Annotated in this window: 15 protein-coding genes; 4 read left to right on the top strand and 11 right to left on the bottom strand. The window is 72.9% G+C overall.

Annotated features, from left to right (window positions below; translation table 11 throughout):
* Window positions 1-14: 14 nt before the first annotated feature.
* The 9 genes from F1615_RS28780 to F1615_RS28740 form a co-directional block, all read right to left on the bottom strand.
* Window positions 15-1,301: an ABC transporter substrate-binding protein gene (locus F1615_RS28780; RefSeq protein WP_149551977.1), complete on the bottom strand. Its 1,287-nt coding sequence runs from the start codon at window positions 1,299-1,301 to the stop codon at window positions 15-17.
* Window positions 1,298-2,443: a branched-chain amino acid ABC transporter permease gene (locus F1615_RS28775; protein WP_149551976.1), complete on the bottom strand. Its 1,146-nt coding sequence runs from the start codon at window positions 2,441-2,443 to the stop codon at window positions 1,298-1,300. The genes F1615_RS28780 and F1615_RS28775 overlap by 4 nt, the downstream gene beginning before the upstream one ends.
* Window positions 2,436-3,332 (bottom strand): branched-chain amino acid ABC transporter permease, encoded by an 897-nt coding sequence (locus F1615_RS28770; protein WP_149551975.1) that lies wholly within the window; start codon window positions 3,330-3,332, stop codon window positions 2,436-2,438. Before F1615_RS28770 ends, F1615_RS28775 begins: the two co-directional genes overlap by 8 nt.
* Window positions 3,329-4,132 (bottom strand): ABC transporter ATP-binding protein, encoded by an 804-nt coding sequence (locus F1615_RS28765; protein WP_149551974.1) that lies wholly within the window; start codon window positions 4,130-4,132, stop codon window positions 3,329-3,331. The genes F1615_RS28770 and F1615_RS28765 overlap by 4 nt, the downstream gene beginning before the upstream one ends.
* Entirely contained in the window at window positions 4,129-4,911 is a 783-nt protein-coding gene (locus tag F1615_RS28760; RefSeq protein WP_149551973.1) for an ABC transporter ATP-binding protein, read from the bottom strand. Before F1615_RS28760 ends, F1615_RS28765 begins: the two co-directional genes overlap by 4 nt.
* A 190-nt stretch (window positions 4,912-5,101) precedes the next feature.
* Window positions 5,102-6,361, bottom strand: a complete 1,260-nt coding sequence (locus F1615_RS28755) for a helix-turn-helix domain-containing protein (protein WP_149551972.1) — start codon at window positions 6,359-6,361, stop codon at window positions 5,102-5,104.
* Window positions 6,362-6,503: 142 nt separating this feature from the next.
* The gene (locus F1615_RS28750) at window positions 6,504-9,299 is read right to left on the bottom strand and encodes a helix-turn-helix transcriptional regulator (RefSeq protein ID WP_149551971.1); all 2,796 of its coding nucleotides are present in this window, start codon (window positions 9,297-9,299) and stop codon (window positions 6,504-6,506) included.
* Window positions 9,300-9,524: 225 nt separating this feature from the next.
* Window positions 9,525-10,427 carry an alpha/beta hydrolase gene (locus F1615_RS28745; protein ID WP_149551970.1) on the bottom strand — a complete coding sequence of 301 codons (903 nt, stop codon included), beginning with the start codon at window positions 10,425-10,427 and terminating at the stop codon, window positions 9,525-9,527.
* A gap of 331 nt (window positions 10,428-10,758) precedes the next feature.
* Window positions 10,759-10,953, bottom strand: coding sequence for a hypothetical protein (locus tag F1615_RS28740; RefSeq protein WP_149551969.1), 195 nt, complete (start codon window positions 10,951-10,953; stop codon window positions 10,759-10,761).
* Window positions 10,954-11,109: 156 nt separating this feature from the next.
* On the opposite strand from F1615_RS28740, the gene F1615_RS28735 reads away from it, so the two are divergent.
* The gene (locus F1615_RS28735) at window positions 11,110-11,292 is read left to right on the top strand and encodes a hypothetical protein (RefSeq protein ID WP_244328886.1); all 183 of its coding nucleotides are present in this window, start codon (window positions 11,110-11,112) and stop codon (window positions 11,290-11,292) included.
* Between the two features lie 57 nt (window positions 11,293-11,349).
* Here the strand turns inward: F1615_RS28735 and F1615_RS28730 are convergent, their stop codons facing one another.
* Window positions 11,350-13,035 carry a hypothetical protein gene (locus F1615_RS28730; RefSeq protein ID WP_149551967.1) on the bottom strand — a complete coding sequence of 562 codons (1,686 nt, stop codon included), beginning with the start codon at window positions 13,033-13,035 and terminating at the stop codon, window positions 11,350-11,352.
* Window positions 13,036-13,448: 413 nt separating this feature from the next.
* On the opposite strand from F1615_RS28730, the gene F1615_RS28725 reads away from it, so the two are divergent.
* Entirely contained in the window at window positions 13,449-14,270 is an 822-nt protein-coding gene (locus tag F1615_RS28725) for an SAM-dependent methyltransferase (protein WP_149551966.1), read from the top strand.
* Window positions 14,271-14,320: 50 nt separating this feature from the next.
* Here F1615_RS28725 and F1615_RS28720 read toward each other — a convergent pair whose 3' ends face one another.
* Window positions 14,321-14,560, bottom strand: a complete 240-nt coding sequence (locus tag F1615_RS28720; RefSeq protein WP_208818431.1) for an ALF repeat-containing protein — start codon at window positions 14,558-14,560, stop codon at window positions 14,321-14,323.
* A 607-nt stretch (window positions 14,561-15,167) separates the two neighbouring features.
* Here F1615_RS28720 and F1615_RS28715 point away from each other — a divergent pair.
* Together F1615_RS28715 and F1615_RS35770 are read left to right on the top strand one after the other, a co-directional pair.
* Window positions 15,168-15,695, top strand: a complete 528-nt coding sequence (locus F1615_RS28715; protein WP_208818430.1) for a hypothetical protein — start codon at window positions 15,168-15,170, stop codon at window positions 15,693-15,695.
* Window positions 15,696-15,780: 85 nt separating this feature from the next.
* A partial coding sequence (locus F1615_RS35770; protein WP_167533886.1) for a trypsin-like serine protease occupies window positions 15,781-17,303 on the top strand: 1,523 nt, incomplete at its 3' end.

The raw sequence follows: 17,303 nt of genomic DNA, 5'->3' as shown, positions 1-17,303 counted from the left end.
CGCGGGGCCGTCCGTCACCGCGCGGACAGGTAGTCCTCCACTCCCGGAGCCTCGTGCGCCTCCTCCGCGTTCACCACGCCGCCGACCGCCTTGGCGTCGGGCTTGAGCACGTACGTCTTGACGCCGGCGGGGCGGTCGACGTCGGAGAAGTTCTGCGGGGTGCCGAGACCGGTGTCGGCGTTCGCCTGGGAGCGGTGCGCCTTGACGACGTCCTCTCGGGTGAGGCCGCCTCCCTCACAGGCCTTCTTCAGGTCGGCGCCCATGAGCTGGGCGGCGTTGTAGCCGGACAGCACGCCGGAGTCGACCGGCGAGTCCGGGTACTTCTTCTGGTACGACGCGACCATGCGCTGCACGCCGGGCAGGTCGGAGCTGACCGCGGGGGCGGCGCTCACCACGTTCAGCATCGCCGCCAGGGCCGGCGCGGCGGGGGTCTTCATCAGCTGGGGCGCGAAGCCGGGGGCGCTGCTGACGACGGGGACCTTCAGGCCGCGGGAGGCCGCGACGCCGACGAGGGACGCCGTCTGCGCGGGTCCGGCGCTGATCAGGATGGCCTTCACACCCTCCTTGCGCAGCGCCGAGACCTGGGCGGACAGGTCGGTGTCCGTCGCCTTGATCTTCTGTCCGGCCACCTTCAGGCCGGCCTTCCCGGCCGCCCAGGTGGAGCCCTCCAGCGCGTTGGCCCCGTAGTCGCCCTCGAAGTAGACGTGGCCGATGGTGTCGCCCTTCTTCAGGCCCTTGGTGCGGGTGAGGAACTCCACCGCGGCGATCATGTCGACGTCGTAGGTGGTGCCCAGCACCTGGATGGCGTCCTTGCCGAGCAGGGAGGCCGCCCAGGCCTGCGGGAAGGTGAGCATCTTGTCGCGTTCGAGGTCGTCGAGCAGCGCCGCGACCACCGGGGAGCCGATGACCTGGGGCAGGGCCACGACATCGGGGGCGATGTCGGCGTAGGCGGTGACCGCCTTCTGCACGTCGTAGCCGTGGTCCTTGACGACGATCTCGACCTTGCGGTCGCAGATGCCGCCGTCGGCGTTGACCTCGTCGGCCCACATCTGCTGCGCCTGCACGATGCTCTTGCCGAGGGTGGCGTAGGGGCCGGTCAGGTCCGTGAGCGCGCCCAGCTTGATGGTGTCGGCGCCGACGCCGGGCCCGGTGCGGACGCCGTCGGCGGCCTCGCCGCCCTTGTCGCCGCCCTCCGCCTTGGAACTGCATCCGGTGGCCGCGAGCAGCAGGGCGAGGGCGCCGGCGAGGACGGTCCCGGCGGTGCGGTGCCGGTCGCGGCGGGTGCGGTGCGAGGTGTTCACGGGGTGTGCTCCTTGGGTCGTGCGGCTGCGGCCGGTTGCGGGGGCGTGGGGACGGTGGTGTCCGGGGCGGGGGTGGGCGTTCGGCGGCGCCGCAGGCGGTCCCGGGCCCGGCGGGCCAGGCCGTGCAGGCCGTCGGGTGCGTACAGCAGGACGAGGACGATGGCGGCGCCGTAGAGGTAGCGGGCCGCCTCGGTGGGGCCCACGGTGCCCTCGGTGGAGCCGGGGGCGGTCACCAGCGGGAGCTGGTCGGCGTAGCGGGTCATCAGCAGCGGGAGCGCGGTGACGAACACGGCGCCGGCGGTGGCTCCGGCGACGGAACCGAGTCCGCCGATGACGATCATGGCGAGGTAGTCGACGGAGAGGGCGAGGGAGAAGTAGTCCGGGACGACGCGGCGGAAGGCGAGCGCCAGGAGCACTCCCGCGAGGCCGGCGTACATCGACGAGACCACGAAGGCCGCGGAGCGGTGCCGGGCGACGTCGACGCCCATCACGGCGGCCGCGGTCTCGCTGTCGCGCAGGGCGGCCAGCGCCCGGCCGGGTCGTCCGCGCAGCAGGCCGCGGGAGGAGAACCAGGTGAACGCGAACAGGGCCAGACCCAGGAACCACAGCCGTTCCTCCGCGCCGAACGGGACGCCCAGAACGGTCAGTTCGGGGTCGCTCTCCGCGAAGGTGAACCCGCCGAGGCTCAGCGGGGGCACGGAGCGGCCGTTGAAGCCGCCGGTGACGGAGTCGGCGGTCAGCAGGACGTGGTGGCCGAGGAAGACCAGGGCGAGCGTCGCGATGCCGAGGTAGATGCCCTTGACCCGGGCGGCGACGGGACTGAACACCCCGCCCGCCGCTCCGGCGAGCAGCACCGCGAGGAGCGCGGCGAGGGCGGGCGGCAGTCCCGGCCCGGGTTCGCCCGCCAGCCAGGCGTACCCGTAGGCGCCGACGGCGAGGAAGAAGGCGTGACCGAGGGAGAGCTGTCCCGCGGTGCCGCTGAGCAGGGCGAGGCCGACGGCTCCGATGGCCGCGGCCATGGAGAACAGGCCGATGCGCAGCCAGAAGGCGTCCAGGTAGAACGGCGGCAGGCACAGGACGGCGGCGAGCAGCAGGAGCCGGGCCCGCCGGCGGGTCAGGGCCCCGAGGAGTCGTTCAGACACGGGCCGCTCCCTTCGCGCCGAACAGCCCGGTGGGCCGGACGAGGAGCACCAGCAGCATCACCGCGTACGGGGCCACGTCGCCGAATCCCTCGCCGAGGACGTGCAGTTCGGACTGGTAGCCGACGACGAGCGCCTCGGTCAGGCCGATGATGAGGCTGCCCGCGAGGGCGCCGGCCGGGGAGGCGAGCCCGCCGAGGATGGCGGCCGGGAAGGCGTTGAGCGCGATCTGGCCGGTGGTGCGTTCGAGGCCCGGCGCGGGGAAGGCGGCGAGGAACACGGCGGCCAGCGCCGCGAGCGCGCCCGCCAGGCACCAGGCGCCCGCGCGGACCCGGCCGAGCCGGACGCCCATGAGCGCGGCGGCCTCCAGGTCCTCGGCCGCCGCCCGCAGGGACAGCCCCCAGGAGGTGAACCGGAACAGGGCGAAGACTCCGCCGATGACCACGGCCGACACCACGATCGCGGCGAGCCGGCTGTCCGCGACGGTCAGCGGACCCAGCTCGGTCACCGCGTCGCCCCAGGGGTCGCCGAGCGAGAGCAGGTCGCCGCCGATGCGCCGGGCCAGGTCGGTGAGCAGGACGATGTCGATGCCGATGGTGACGATGGTCTGCACGTGCGCGGAGTGGGCGTCCTGGCCGCCGCGTTGCAGCAGGAAGCGGTCGAGCGCGCCGGCCAGGGCGGCCGTGGTGAGGACCGCCAGCGCGAGCGCCCCGGCGAAGCCGAGGTCGTCGTGGAGGACGGCGATGAGGTAGCCGCCGAACAGGAGCAGGGAGCCGTGGGCGAAGTTGAGGACGCCCGAGGCCTTGAAGATGACGACGAAGCCGAGCGCGACCAGCGCGTAGACCGCGCCGAGTGCCAGTCCGCCGAGGACGTTGTCGAGAAACCCGGTCATGCCGCGTCCTCCCCTGGTGCGTCGGTTCCGAGGTAGGCGCGCAGCACCTCGGGGTCCTGCCGGACCTCGTCGGGGGTGCCGTGGGCGATGGGACGGCCGAAGTCGAGCACGGTGACGTCGTCGGCGAGGCGCATGACGAGGCCCATGTCGTGCTCGACGAGGACGATGGACAGGCCGAGTTCGGCGCGCAGTTCGCCCACGACCTCTGCGGTGCGGGCGCGTTCGGCTGCGTTCATGCCGGCCACGGGTTCGTCGAGAAGCAGCACGCGGGGCTCCAGGCAGAGGGCGCGGGCGAGTTCGACGCGCTTGCGGTCGCCGTACGACAGCAGGGCGACGGGGCTGTCGAAGTGGCGTGCGAGGCCGGTGAGTGCGGCGATCTCCCGGGCGCGGTCGAGGTGGTCGCGCTGCTCGCGCCGGGCACTCGGCAGGCGCAGCGCGCTGGCGGCGAAACCGGCGCGGGACAGGGCGTGGCGGCCGAGCATGAGGTTGTCGGCGACCGTGCCGTGGGTGGTGACGATGTTCTGGAAGGTGCGGGCCACGCCGAGCGCGGCGATGCGGTGCGGGGCGAGCCGGGTCAGCTCGGTGTCGCCGAGGGTCACCGTTCCGGCGGCGGGACGGCACAGGCCGGACAGCACGTTGAAGCAGGTGGACTTGCCGGCGCCGTTGGGGCCGATGAGCGCGTGCACCGAGCCGGGGGTGACGGTGAAGGAGACGTCGTCGAGGGCGGTGAGGCCGGCGAAGCGGACGGTGACGTCCCGAACCTCGAGCACGGGCGGTGCGGTGGTGGTGCGGTCGTTCACGCCGCCCCCTGGTCCTCGGCGGACTCGCCCAGGTAGAGGCGGCGTACGGCGTCGGTGCGGGCGAGTTCGCCGGCGGGGCCGGACAGGCGGGTCTCGCCGACCTCCAGGACGTGCGCGTGGTCGGCGAGGGAGAGCGCCATGCCGGCGTTCTGCTCGACGAGGAGTACGGCGGTGCCCTGGGCGTTGATCTCGCGGATCACCTCGGCGATCCGGTCCACCATCTGCGGCGCGAGGCCCAGGGAGGGCTCGTCGAGGAGCAGCAGGCGCGGGGCGGCCATCAGGGCGCGGCCGATGGCGAGCATCTGCTGCTCGCCGCCGGAGAGCAGTCCGGCGGCCTGGTGGGTGCGTTCGGCGAGCCGGGGGAAGAGCGCGAAGACCCGGTCGCGGGCCTCCTGGACCTGGGCGCGTCCGCGCCGGCCGAGACCGAGTCCGCCGGAGCGGAGGTTCTCGTCGACCGAGAGCCCGGCGAAGACCCGACGTCCCTCGGGGACCTGGACGACTCCGGCCCGTACCGCCGCGACGGGGTCCCTGCCGTCGAGCACCGTCTCGCCGTAGCGGATGCGGCCGGCCGTGATCGCGCCGCGGTGCAGGCGCAGCGTGCCGGACACGGCCCGCAGCAGGGTCGTCTTGCCGGCGCCGTTGGCGCCGAGCAGCGCCACGACGGCGCCGGACGGCACGGTCAGGGACACGGAACGGAGAGCGGACAGCGCGCGCCCGTACGTGACGTCGACGTTCTCGACGTGCAGCGCGGGCAGGCCGTCCGGTGGTGCTTCGGGCATCACGACTCCTCGGGACCGCACCGCGAGGGCGGCGACGGCTTCGGGGGAAGGGGAGCTCACGACAGCACGGGCCGGAGCGGCCGGAACACCCTTCCGGGCCTGCTCGCTGCGGCGTACCAACGGGGGCGGGCGGGGGTTGTGCGGGTGCCCAGACCCCGGGGAGGCGCGGTCGCCCGCGGCCCCGCGGGGATCAGCGGCGCAGGAGGGTGTGGGCGGTCAGGGCCAGGCTCACCTCGACGAGGTCGGTGGGGCGGGAGAGCGAGCGGCCCGTGAGCTGTTCGAAGCGGCGGAGGCGGTTGAGGACGGTGTTGCGGTGGCAGTACAGGCGCCGGCTCGCCCGCTGGGCCGAGCCGTCACAGGCCAGCCACGTGGCCAGGGTGTCCAGCAGGACCTCGGCGTCGGCGGGTTCGAGCCGGTCGAGCGGGCCGAGGAGCCGTTCGGCCAGTGCGGCGCCGAGTTCGGGGCTCGAGGCGACCAGCGCCGCCGGCAGGTGCTCGGTCAGGCGGACCGTACCGCCCGACTCGGGGCACAGACTCAGCGCGGTGTCCGCCAGTCGCCGTGCCTGGCCCACGGCCGCCAGTCCGTCGACCGCGCTGCTGACGCCCACCCGTGTCCCGGGTGCCTGTTCCTCCGGCACGATCGACTCCTCGCCGTCCTCCACCGGAACGATGCCGTAATCGGCGTCCACACCGGTGTGCCAGTGCACGCGCACACCCGGGGACAGGACCGCTTGGGCACCGGGACAACCGGCGAGCCTGCCGCCGCCGGCCGCGACGACCACGTACCGCCCGCGCTCCGGCAGGTCCAGCGCCTGCGCCGCCTCGGGCAGGTCGGCGATCCTGCTCGTGCCGTCCAGCAGCGCCGCGGCCAGCAGACGCACCCTGTTCTCCCTCCGCCACGCCAGCTGCCGCTCGGTCTGCCGGTAGGCGTCCGCGACGAGGGTGCAGTGCTCGTCGACGAAGTCCCACACGTCGGACGCCACGTGCACCAGCAGCCGTACGTCCTCGGGGGCCGCCCGCGACGTCTCGTCGACCAGGCCCTGCCACACCAGTGAGCCGCCCAGCCGGAAGGCGTGCAGCAACGCGTCCAGCGGAAGTCCCTGTTCGGCGCGCGTGGCACCGATCTTCCAGGAGCAGCGGCGCGCCGCGTCCCTGGCGCCCCGCGGGTCGAGCAGGGACGTGATGCTGTGCCGCAGCGAGCGGTGCACCTCCTGCCAGGTGGCGGCGGCGTCGCCGTCCACCGCGGTCCGGTAGGCGGGTTCCTGCTCCTGCAGCGCGGCCACCAGCCGGTCCGTGAGCTGGGGCAGGTCGTCCAGCAGCACGCGGGCGGCCCGGTGCAGCACGCGCAGCGCGTCGGCGTCGATCAGCGACCGCACGCGTGGTGTCCGCGGACGCGGTGCGGGCACGGGTCCGGGGCGAAGCAGGGTAGGTGTCCGTACGGCGTGTTGCATCGCGCATCTCCCCCAGGGTCGGCTTCCCGGCGGTGTCCGTGCGGCGGCCCCCGCACCGGCGCCGGGCCGGCCGGGGAGCCCGTGGGCCGGCCGCCGCCGGACTCGTCCTGCCCCGAAGGATGGCATACCGTCCGGTCGGTCCCTAGAGCTGTGCACCGGTCTTTTCCGCCTGCCCGACCAGACGGACCAGCTCCACCCGGGAACGGACACCCAGGGTGGCGAACACGTTCCGCAGGTGGTAGTCGACGGTGCGGGTGCTCACGGACAGGCTCAGGGCCACCTCCCGGTTGGTGGCGCCCTCGGCGACGCACCGTGCGATCCGCAGTTGCTGCGGGGTCAGCCGGGACAGGTCCCCGGCCCCGGAGCCCACCGGGGCCGCACCCCCCGCGCGCAGCTCGGCGGCGGCCTGCCGGGCCCACTGGTGCGCGCCGCAGCGTTCGAAGCCGATGAGCGCCTCCCCGAGCCGGGCCCGTGCCTCGCGCAGCCGGCGCCGGCGCCGCAGCCACTTGCCGTAGAGCAGTTCCGTGCGCGCCCGCTCGAAGTCACCGGCCGTCTCCTCGTGACGGTCCAGGGCACGCAGGTACAGGGCGTCGGCCGCCTCCGGGGCGGCCAGCAGCGCACGGCAGCGCAGCAGCTGGGCGGGGGCCTGCGGGTCGGCTCCGCAGGAAGCCCACAGGGCGAAGTCCTCGACCACCGCCGCTGCGTGCTCGGGCCGCCCGGCGAGCGCGGCGGCCTCCACGAAGCAGGGGACGGCGAGCATCCACACCGCGAAGTGGCCGCGCCGCGAGCCGGGGCGGACCAGCGGGCCCAGCCGGTCCGCGGCGTCACCCGGGCGGCCGGCACCCAGGTCGGCGCGGGCCGCGGCCCACTGGGCGAGCGTCGCGGCCTGCGCCAGTCCGTGGCGGCGGGCGGTGCGCAGGGCGGCCGCGGCGTGCTCGGCGACCAGCTCCCCCTCCCCCTCGATCGACGCGGCGAGCGCCAGCACGGCGTGGTGGTGGGCGGCCGTGTTCCGCTGCCCGGTCCGCGAGGCGGTGCGCAGGCCCTCCTCGGCGTGGGTACGGGCGAGCTGGTGGTGCCCGGCCCGCAGTTCGGCGTACGCCAGGTACTCCAGCGCTCTCGGTTCCAGGGAGGCGGATCCGAGGGTCCGGGCCGCCGCGAGCGCCCGTGCGCCGGCGCGGCGGGCGGCGGTCACCTCCCCGAGCATCAGCGCGGCGGCGGCGGAACGCAGCAGCAGTTCGGGCTCGTCTCCGCACAGCCCCCGCTCGACGACCCGCCGCAGCGGTCCGGCGGCGCGGTCGAACCGTCCCATCAGCACGGCCCGCATCCCGTCGCGGTGGTCGTGGAGCGTGGCCTCGCGCGGTGCGGCGGCTCCGGCGGGGTCCGGCGCGTCGGCGCGTCGGATCCCGCCGGAGCCCGCCCGGCCTGAGCCGGCGGGCCGCGGCAGGGGGACGGGCCGGGCAGTGGCGCCGGTGAGGGCCGGGGCCGTGTCCGCGGCGAGGACCTCCAGACAGGATGCGGCATCGCCCGCGGACCAGGCGGCGTCCGCCGCGCCCAGGGTCGCCGTGGCGGCGGCCTCGCGGCCGGCGGGGGCCAGCAGGGCCGCGGCGAGCAGGAAGGACTCACGGGCGTCGTCCACCGGCCCGTCGGCCAGGAGCACCGCGCCCCGCAGGAGTTCCGCGCCGCCGCGTGAGGACGCCGGTGCCGGGCGGCTCCGGGCGGCGTCGAGCAGGCGCAGGGCCTCGGACGGCTGACCGGCGAGGACGGCCTGCTCCGCGGCGGCGGTGTACCGGTGGGCCCGTTCCGTGGCGTCCGTCGCGAGATCGGCGGCCCGGGTGAGCGCCCGGCGGCGCAGGCCCCGCGGGAGGGCGGACGGCGGGTCCGTCGCCGCCGCCGCCAGCGCGGCCGCGAGGACGGGGGCGGGGCCCGGGACGGCCCAGGAGCGGTGCAGCAGGGCGGGGACGCCATGGGGGTCGGTCAGGGCCTCGGCCAGTGCGCGGTGGGCGGCGCGCCGCAGCTCGGGCGGCGCACCGGCGTACACCGCCCTCCCCAGCAGTGCGCTGTGGAACCGGATCCGGCCCCCGGCCAGGGCCAGGACCTCGGGCAACGGGGCCGCGGCACCCGCTCCGGCCGCTCGCCGGACGAGGTCAGCGTCGGCGTCCGGCTCCCCCGTCGCCCGTACGGCCGCCGCCGTCGTCAGCAGCAGGCCGGCCTGCTGCGGCGGTACGCCGGCCGGGCATCCGCCGACGACACCGGCCAGGGCCTCCCCGTCGGCCAGCGGCCGGGGCAGCGCCCGCCGTCCGCCCAGCTGGGCGGGGGACAGCCGGTGGACGAGCGCCAGCAGCAGCGCGGGGTTGCCCTCCGCCTCCGTCACCAGTTCCTCGCGCACGGCGGGATGAACGGCGCCGTCCGTCGCGTCGTCGACCAGTCGCGCCGCGTCCGCGGGTCCGAGCGGGCCGAGCCGCAGCCGGGGCAGCGCCGCCAGCTCCCGGTCGACGGGACGGTGGCCGGGAACCGTCAGGAGCAGCCCCGCCCGGACCCCCGCCGCGTGCACGCGCGCCGCGGCCTGCCCCACGGCGGCGCGCGACGGAGCGTCCCACCGGTGCACGTCGTCCACGCACACCAGGAGCGGTGACGTGGCGGCCGCCGTGCGCAGGACGTCGAACAGCGCCTCCCCCGCCGAGCCGTCCCCGGGCACGGGCGCGTCGCGGCCGGCCGCGCGCAGCAGGGTGTGCAGGCCGCTCGGACGTCGTGCGGCGGGGGCCGGGCCGGCGCGTACGTGCCACACCGGTCCGGCCCGGAAGGAGCGCGCGGCGTGTTCGAGGAACGCCGTGCGGCCGCAACCGGGTTCACCGGTCACGACGCGGACGCCGCCGTCGGTGCACAGCGCGTCCAGCAGCGCGGAGATCACCTGCCGTCGGGAGGTCGCCTGTCCGGTCATCCCCGTGACCTTACTCGCGCGTAAGGTGACGTGGAAGGAAGGCGTCCACTCCTTGGTGAACGCTCAACTGCCGGTTCACCAGCGGTTCTTCCCCTACCGCCCGGGGAGTGGAGTGTGCCGCGGCCCAAGGCGGCCGGTGCCCGGCGGTGCACACGCACAACGCCGGTGGCGGCCCGCACCGTGTGCGGACCGCCACCGGGTGACCGTTCGGCTGGAGCCCAGGACTCAGGAGGTGTGCGGGCAGTTGCCCCGTGACTCCTCGATCGTCAGGCTCGGCCGCGGCAGCGGGCACAGGAACTGCTCGTAGCGGGTGTCGTTGTCGATGAACCGCTTCAGCCAGGAAATGCTGTACTTCGCGATCGTCGTGTTCGACGAGTTGGGCGTGAAGTGGGTGGCGCCGTTCAGCTCCAGATAGGCCCGGTCCAGGGAGGACGGCAGGCCGGTGTACAGGGGTTCGGCGTGGCTGGAGACCGGGGCCACCGAGTCACCGTCGGCCCCGAAGATCAGGGTGGGGGTCCGGACCTCGGGCCAGGTCTTGTCGAGGTTCCAGGGCGTGAGCGGGATGGCGGCCTGGAGCGAGGGCCGGTCCTTGGCGGCTTCGAGGCTTCCGCCGCCGCCCATCGAGTGGCCCATGACACCGAGCCGGCTGCTGTCGATGCGGCCGCGGACCGCGCTGCGCTGGGTGAGGTAGTCGAGCGCGTCCAGCAGCTGGTCGCCGCGGGAGTCGGGCTGGTCGAGGGTGGTGTTGGTGTCGATGGTGAAGACCACGAAGCCCTGGGAGGCCAGGCGGGGGCCCAGCCACGCGATGGAGGACTCGTAGGCGGTGAAGCCCGGCGAGATGGCGATCGCGCCGAAGGTGCCGTCGGCGGTGCTGGTCGGGTAGTAGATCGTGCCTCCGCCGAAGCCGGTCACGGAGAGCCGGGAGACGGAGATGTCCGACACGGCGTACGGGCCACGCAGTGCCTCGATGCTCGATTGTGTGGGTGCCGGGCCGCGCTCGTAGGGGTTGTCCGCCGCGTGGGCGCCGGGGCCGCTGAGGGTGGTCAGGCCGACGACGGCGGCGAGGGCCGCGGCCAGCCCGGCGAACCGGCCGGTCCCGCGCCTGCGGGTGTGGGGGTGCTGCTGCACGACGAGTGGTCCTCTCTGTCGCGGCGAACCGCCCGGCCGGCCGGGGCACGGGATGAGGGCGTGGATGGGGGCCGTGCCCGGCCGGGGGCGCCGCCGATTGACTGGCGGTGCCACTGTCGGAGAGGAGGGGGCGGGTGGGGACCGGCAATGTCACCGGTCTCGTGTGCCGTGCCGCGGGCGTGCGACGGCATGCGCCGCGCGTGGCGCATGCCGGGGAGGAGCGGGGGTACCCGGACGGGCACGGTCACCGTCGGAGTCGGCGCCGACGGTGACCGCCGTGCGTACGGCGCACCGGTCGGTCACCGTGGGGCGGTGGTGCGCGGCGGAGCTGTCACGCCGCGTCGTAGACGTGGGCCCGGCCGCCGGCCCACTTCACCCAGGCCGGGTCGTCCAGCAGCCGTTCGCCGTCCGGCAGCCCCGCGCGCCGCAGGAACTCCACCACGTCCCGGTCGGAGCCCGCGAGGCCGACGATCTCACCGCGCACGGTCACCCGGCGGCCGCCCGAGCCGAGCGGCGGGTGTACCACGATCGGCGCCTTTCTCACCCTTCCAGCATCCGGCCGGTGCCGCGGACACGCATCCCGGCCCCGCGCGTCACCCGACTGGCCCGCCGGGCGCGCCGTCCGGGTCCGTGCCGTGCTGGTATGGAAGCGGCCTCCATGCCTACCCGGAGGGAGCTGGGAATGCACGAGATGTGGTGCGGTGCAGACACTTCGGGGGAGCCGGTGTGGCATGTCCTCACCCCGGACAAGACGTCGACGCTGTGCGGAGTGGAGAAGGAGGAGGAGTCCCCGCGGCGTCACACGACGGACCGGCACTGCTTCTCCTGCATGCAGTCGTTCCAGGCCGTCGTGGCGTCCCGCTGAGGACCACGGCACGCTCCGGACCGCCGCGGTTCCTCGCCGGCCGCCCCGTCACCGACCTCAGTGACAGGGGTGGCCGTCGCCGGAGGCCTCCGGCTGAAGGGCCTCCAGGCGGCAGAAGCAGGACGCCTCGATCGGGACGTCCGCCACCGCGACCGCCTGCCTGAGCTGTGGTGCGACGATCGCGGCCTCGCCCGTCTTACCGGTGCGCAGCAGGCACTCGTGGAACCCGTGCAGCGCCCAGACGTTGTTGGGGTGCTGCAGGGGCCTGGGCAGCGTGTCGTCCAGGCCGAGGTCCGCCCGGTAGACGGCCTCGGCTTCGGCGACGCGGCCCTGCTCCAGGAGCAGCGCCCCGTAGGCGTGCCGGGTGGGCTGCATCCAGCCCCAGGGCTCGTCGTAGGGCAGGTTGTCGTCCAGTGCGATGGACCGCTCCAGCGCGGCGAAGGCGCTGTCGTACTCGCCCTTGCGGTAGGCGAGTTCACCGTCCAGCATCTCCGAGGCGATGGCGAGGATGTCGTGGCAGGTGTTGTTGAACAGCATCCGGGTCCCGGGGACGCGCCGCACCGCCGCGCGGAACTCCTCCCGTTCGGCCTCGGCCCTGTCGACGGCGCCGGTCGCGGAGAGGGCGACGCCGCGGGCGTAGTGGAGCATGGCGGTGGTCACACAGTGGAGTCCGGGGTCGTCGGGGAACGGCAGCGCCAGGATGTCGTCCCAGCGCCCGAAGCGGATCAGGACGTGGACGCGCATCGCCAGGAACCCCTCGAGCCAGTCGGCCATGGGCGGGCTCTGTACCCGGAGCAGCTTCTCGGGGACGGCGGCCTCGAGCCGTGCGGCGGCGTCCAGGGCCACCTCCGACTGCCCGGCGAACATGGCGCCGTAGATCCGGAAGTGGTGGTTGTGGGCGCGGTAGAGCGTGTAGAAGTTCATGGCGCCCGCGCGCCGGAGGTACTTCTCGTCGGCCGCGACGGCGACGGTGTTGTCCGAGACGACCCGGCGGTAGTCGCCGCACAGCACCTCCAGGTGTGAGGGCATGTGGTGCAGGTGCCCGGCGTCGGGCACGGCGCCGCGCAGGCGGTCCGCGACGGTGAGGGCGGCCTCCGGGGTGGGCGACATCTCCATCAGGTGGATGTACAGGTGGAGGACGCCGGGGTGCCGGGCGCCGGCCTCGGTGGCGAGCGCGCCGTCGAGGACCGCCTTGGCCTCCAGGGTGCGGGCGCCGTCGGCGGGCCGGCCGGTCCTGAGGTCCCACAGTTGCCAGGGGGTGAGGTTCATCAGGGCGTCGGCGCAGAGCGTGGCCACGTCGAGGTCGCCGGGGGCGATCTCGTACACGGCGAGCATCCGGTCCGCGAAGGGCTCGTTCCACACCGAGCAGTCGTCCACGGCCTCGGCCTGGGGGTAGCGGGCGCGCAGTGCCTCGACGAGGGCCTGCTCGACGGGGGTGGCGTGCGCGGCCTTCGCGTGCGCCCGCTCCACCGCCCTGTGGGTGCGTTCGACGGTGTCGGCGAGTTCGTCGCCGTCGAAGGCCTCCCAGGGTTTGTTGTAGTTGGGTCCGAGAGCGTAGGCGATGCCCCAGTGCGCCATGGCGCAGTCCGGGTCGGCTTCGGCGGCCTTCTCGAAGCAGGCGACCGCCTCCTCGTGATGGAAGGCGTACGTCCACATCAGTCCGCGGTCGAACCAGACCTGGGCGTCGGCGGAGGACGTCGTCACCGGCCGGCTGTAGGGGCCGAGGTCGTAGTAGTCGTCCATGGGTGCCTGCCTCCCGGGGAAGCGATGGGCCGGCCGCTGCTCCGTCGGCGACGGACGTCCCGTGGGGACGAAACCGACGATAGCGGGGCACAAGCGCTCGCGCAGGCCTCGGCGGGGATCCGGCTTCCCCGAGGGCGTGCGAGGCCGTCTCCCGCAGCGCGGCGAGCGCGCCCGGCGGCGGGTGGCCGCGGGGGCCGGCCGGCACCAACGGCGTCGCCCCGCGAGTGCCCCGCCCACACCCCCAGAAACTCACGCGTCGCTTTCACCTGAACACCGAAAGTGACGCCGGGGAGCCGGACACCGTTCCTCCGCGGCCTCATTCGCCGACAGGCTGGCACGGGCCGCATGGCGCTCCCTAGGATGTACTCCCTGTCCAGCCAGTCGAGTTGGCGCGGCACTCCGCAGGGGGAACGATGCACACCGGTAAGCAGCTGTCCACCGAGATCGACGCAACCGTGCCGACGGCCGCGCGCATGTACGACTACTACCTGGGCGGCAAGGACAACTACGCGGCGGACCGCGCCGCGACCGAGGAACTCGACAAGGTGGTGCCCAGCACTCGCCGCCTGGCCCTGAACAACCGGCGCTTCCTCCAGCGGGTGGTCCGCACGCTCACCCAGGAGTACGGGATCCGGCAGTACCTGGACCACGGCTCCGGTCTGCCCACCCAGGACAACGTCCACCAGGTCGCGCAGCGCATCGATCCGAGCACGCACGTGGTGTACGTCGACAACGACCCGATGGTGCTGGTCCACGGCCGTGCCCTGCTGGAGCAGGACGAGCGCACCGTGGTCATACAGGCCGACATGCGCGAGACGGACGGCATCTTCGAGCATCCCGAGACCCAGCGGCTGATCGACTTCTCCGAGCCGGTCTGCGTGCTGTTCAACTCGGTCTTCCACTGCATCCCCGACAGCGACACCGACGGTCCGCTCGCCGTGGCCCGCCGGGTGCGCGAACGGCTCGCGCCGGGCAGCTTCATGGTGATGTGCCAGCTGGTCAGCGAGGATCCCGAGGTGCGCGAGTTCGTCACGGACTTCATGGACCAGGCGACCCAGGGACACTGGGGCCGGGTGCGCGAACCGAAGGACGTCGAGAGCTACTTCGAGGAGCTGGAGATCCTCGAGCCGGGCCTGGTGGAGGTGTCCACCTGGCGCCCGGACACGGAGGTGGCGCCCCGTCAGCTCACGCAGGAGTGGATCGAGTTCGGCGGTGTGGGCCGGCTCCCGCTGTAGCCCCTTCCCGGCAACGCGACGCCCCTCGCCGGCCCGTTCGAAGGATCCGGTCAGGGGCGCGAGAGCGTGCCACCGCGTCTGCGGTGTCCAGGCAGCGGACGTGCGGGCCGGTCTCCGGCAACGAGGACGTCAGCTCGAACTGGTCGGCGTCGATGACCCGGCGTCTCGGCGAGGAAGGCCTGGATGCCGGCGTCCGACCCGTAAAGGGCCTCGGCGGCGGCCTTGACGCCCTTGCCAGCAGTCAGCCACGCCCTGACGACCTTGGCGCGCTCGGTGTCCGGCAACGGCACCGGTTCGGGTGCCGCGCCCTCTGCAGCGGCGACGGCTCCGGAAGATTGTCCGCATCGAAGAGTTGCCCTCGTGTGAGCTGGTGACAGGACATGCCGGATCGCACCGGCAGGGCGTTTCCGGTGCGCCCAAAAGGTGGAATGTCGACGGACGTGAAGTGGTATGCAATCGGGAGTACTTGTGGTTCAGGGCCACAACAACTGTCCTATGGAGCGGGGCAATTAAGTAGTCACATTCCTCAACGTGTGCTATCGGCACACGTCCTGATGGATCATCAGAATCTTCTTTACAAGAGCTTCACAGAACTTCGCGCAACCTTTATTTAGTGTGACGGAGGTCATGAGTGAAGCATGGGGATTACCACGGTATGCGTGTTTTTGCGCGCTCGACCTGAGGGTGGCTTCGTGTTTGCATGATGAAGAGGATGATGATCACCGGGCGAGGACTTCTCGCTTTGGGGCGTAAGGGAGCTTCTTCCCGCAGGAGTTGGAACACACCCGGCAGAGCGATGCCGATAAGGCATTCCTGTGCATCCGAAAAACCGAGACCGGTGACGAACATCCGACCTTCAGCCACGAACTTGGGGACGCAATGAAGCAATACAGCAGAATGTCCGTCAAGCCGCAGCGCAAGCGGATCGCGCTGCGCGCACTGGGCGCGGCCGTGGCCGGCGCCCTGGCCTGGATCACGGCGGCCACGAGCATCCCCGGCGGGGCGTCACAGGAGGCGAACCCCACCGCACTGGTCGCGGGGGAATCCCCCGGTTACGCGGTGGAGGACTTCAGCTACCCGCTGGCGGACAAGATCCTGGCCGAGAAGAACATCGTCCTCAAGCGCGGAGACGGGCACATCACCCTGGCCGACTGCGCGAGTGGCGCCGGCCTTCTGGAGATCATGGCGCGGAACAAGGCGGACAAGATCTGCTTCAAGGTGGTGGGCGACTCGGGCTGGCTGACCTTGGAGATCCCGGCGGTCTACGCGATCAAGGGCAACGACTACACGACCGAGGTCGACATGACCGTAGGTGCCGAGGAGAAGTCGTTCGACCTCAACAAGAATGCCTGGACGCCGGTGGGTGAGGCCGCGGACGAAGAGGGCCGCGAGCACCTGCTCGTCGAGATCAGGACCTCCAAGTAAGCGCAGTCAACATTGTCATGCTCACCGCAACGCGGTCGGACGTCCACCGGACGCGCAGCCCTCATGTCTTAAGGAATCCACGCTCATGCACCTCTCCAGACGTCACCGTCTCTCCGCGTTAGCCGCTGCCCTGCTCGCAGCCCCCGTCGTACTGGGCGCCGTTCCGGCCGCGACCGGCTCGGCCTCCGCGCTGGGCGGAGTCGACGCCCCGGCACAGCTGAACTACGTCGCGAAGGTCAACGTCGGTGAGCAGTCCGCCTGCACCGGCACCCTCGTCGACCCGCAGTGGGTCCTGACCGCGGCCACCTGCTTCGCCGCGGACGGCATGCTCTCCGCGGGAAGACCCGCCGTCACCACCACCGTCACGGTCGGCCGCACCGACCTGACCCAGACCAGCGGGAGCGTCCAGCAGGCCCTCTGGCTCGTCCCGCACGCCGACCGCGACCTGGTCCTGGTCAGGCTCGCCACCCGGATCACCGATCCCACCGTCAAGCCCGTGCGGCTGGCGACGACGCCCGCCGCCCCGGGCGAGGAGCTGACGAAGGCGGGATTCGGACGCACCAAGACCGAATGGGTGCCCGACAAGCTGCATAGCGGCACGTTCACCGTCGCCTCCACCACCAGCACGACAGTGGACCTCGACGGCTCCGACGGTGCGACCGTCTGCAAGGGAGACGCCGGCGGCCCCGCCCTGCGCACCGTCAACGGCACCACCGAACTCGTCGCCGTCAACTCCCGCTCCTGGCAGGGCGGATGCCTCGGCAACGATCCCGCCGAAACCCGCACCGGCGCCATCGACACCCGTGTCGACGACCTGAGCAGCTGGGTGGCCTCCACCGTTGCCGTCCCCCGCGTCACCGACCACACCGGGGACGGCAAGTCCGACGTCGCGTACCTGTACAACTACGGGACCAACGCCGACGGCACCAACCACACGGCCCTGTGGCTGCAGACCTCCACCGGCAGCGGCTTCAACGGGCCGGCGAAGTCGTGGGACTCCGGCACTGATTCCTGGGACTGGAACCGCAGCAAGACGGTGTCCGGCGACTTCAATGGTGACGGCCTCGCCGACGTAGGCGTCCTCTACAAGTACCCCAACACCTCCGACGGACGCGGCCACACCGCGCTGTGGACCTTCACTTCCACCGGTACCGGATTCAAAGCACCGGTCAAAGTGTGGGACTCCGGCACCGGATCTTGGAGCTGGGACAGTTCCGCCCCGGTGGCGGGTGACTTCAACGGTGACGGCCTCGCCGACGTAGGCGTCCTCTACAAGTACGCCAACACCTCCGACGGGCGTGGGCACTCGGCCCTGTGGACCTTCACCTCCACCGGCACCGGCATCAACGCACCGGTCAGAAAGTGGGATTCCGGCGACGGTTCGTGGACCTGGGACAATTCCGCCCTGGTGGCGGGTGACTTCAACGGTGACGGCAAGTCCGACGTCGGCGCCCTCTACAGGTACCCCAACACCTCCGACGGGCGTGGGCACTCGGCCCTGTGGACCTTCACCTCCACCGGCACCGGCATCAACGCACCCGTCAAGGCCTGGGACTCCGGCACCGGATCCTGGACCTGGGACAATTCCGCCCTGGTGGCCGGTGACTT

The sequence above is a fragment of the Streptomyces marokkonensis genome (assembly GCF_008312835.1).
GTDB lineage: Bacteria > Actinomycetota > Actinomycetes > Streptomycetales > Streptomycetaceae > Streptomyces > Streptomyces marokkonensis_A.
Note: the sequence above shows the minus strand (reverse complement) of the source record. Positions and strands in the feature narration are given on the sequence as shown.

Bases quoted from the DNA above. Each gene is read 5' to 3' on its own strand.
- F1615_RS28770 (WP_149551975.1), bottom strand. From the start codon at position 3,332: ATGACCGGGTTTCTCGACAACGTCCTCGGCGGACTGGCACTCGGCGCG.
- F1615_RS28760 (WP_149551973.1), bottom strand. From the start codon at position 4,911: ATGCCCGAAGCACCACCGGACGGCCTGCCCGCGCTGCACGTCGAGAAC.
- F1615_RS28755 (WP_149551972.1), bottom strand. From the start codon at position 6,361: ATGCAACACGCCGTACGGACACCTACCCTGCTTCGCCCCGGACCCGTG.
- F1615_RS28750 (WP_149551971.1), bottom strand. From the start codon at position 9,299: ATGACCGGACAGGCGACCTCCCGACGGCAGGTGATCTCCGCGCTGCTG.
- F1615_RS28735 (WP_244328886.1), top strand. From the start codon at position 11,110: ATGCACGAGATGTGGTGCGGTGCAGACACTTCGGGGGAGCCGGTGTGG.
- F1615_RS28730 (WP_149551967.1), bottom strand. From the start codon at position 13,035: ATGGACGACTACTACGACCTCGGCCCCTACAGCCGGCCGGTGACGACG.
- F1615_RS28725 (WP_149551966.1), top strand. From the start codon at position 13,449: ATGCACACCGGTAAGCAGCTGTCCACCGAGATCGACGCAACCGTGCCG.
- F1615_RS28715 (WP_208818430.1), top strand. From the start codon at position 15,168: ATGTCCGTCAAGCCGCAGCGCAAGCGGATCGCGCTGCGCGCACTGGGC.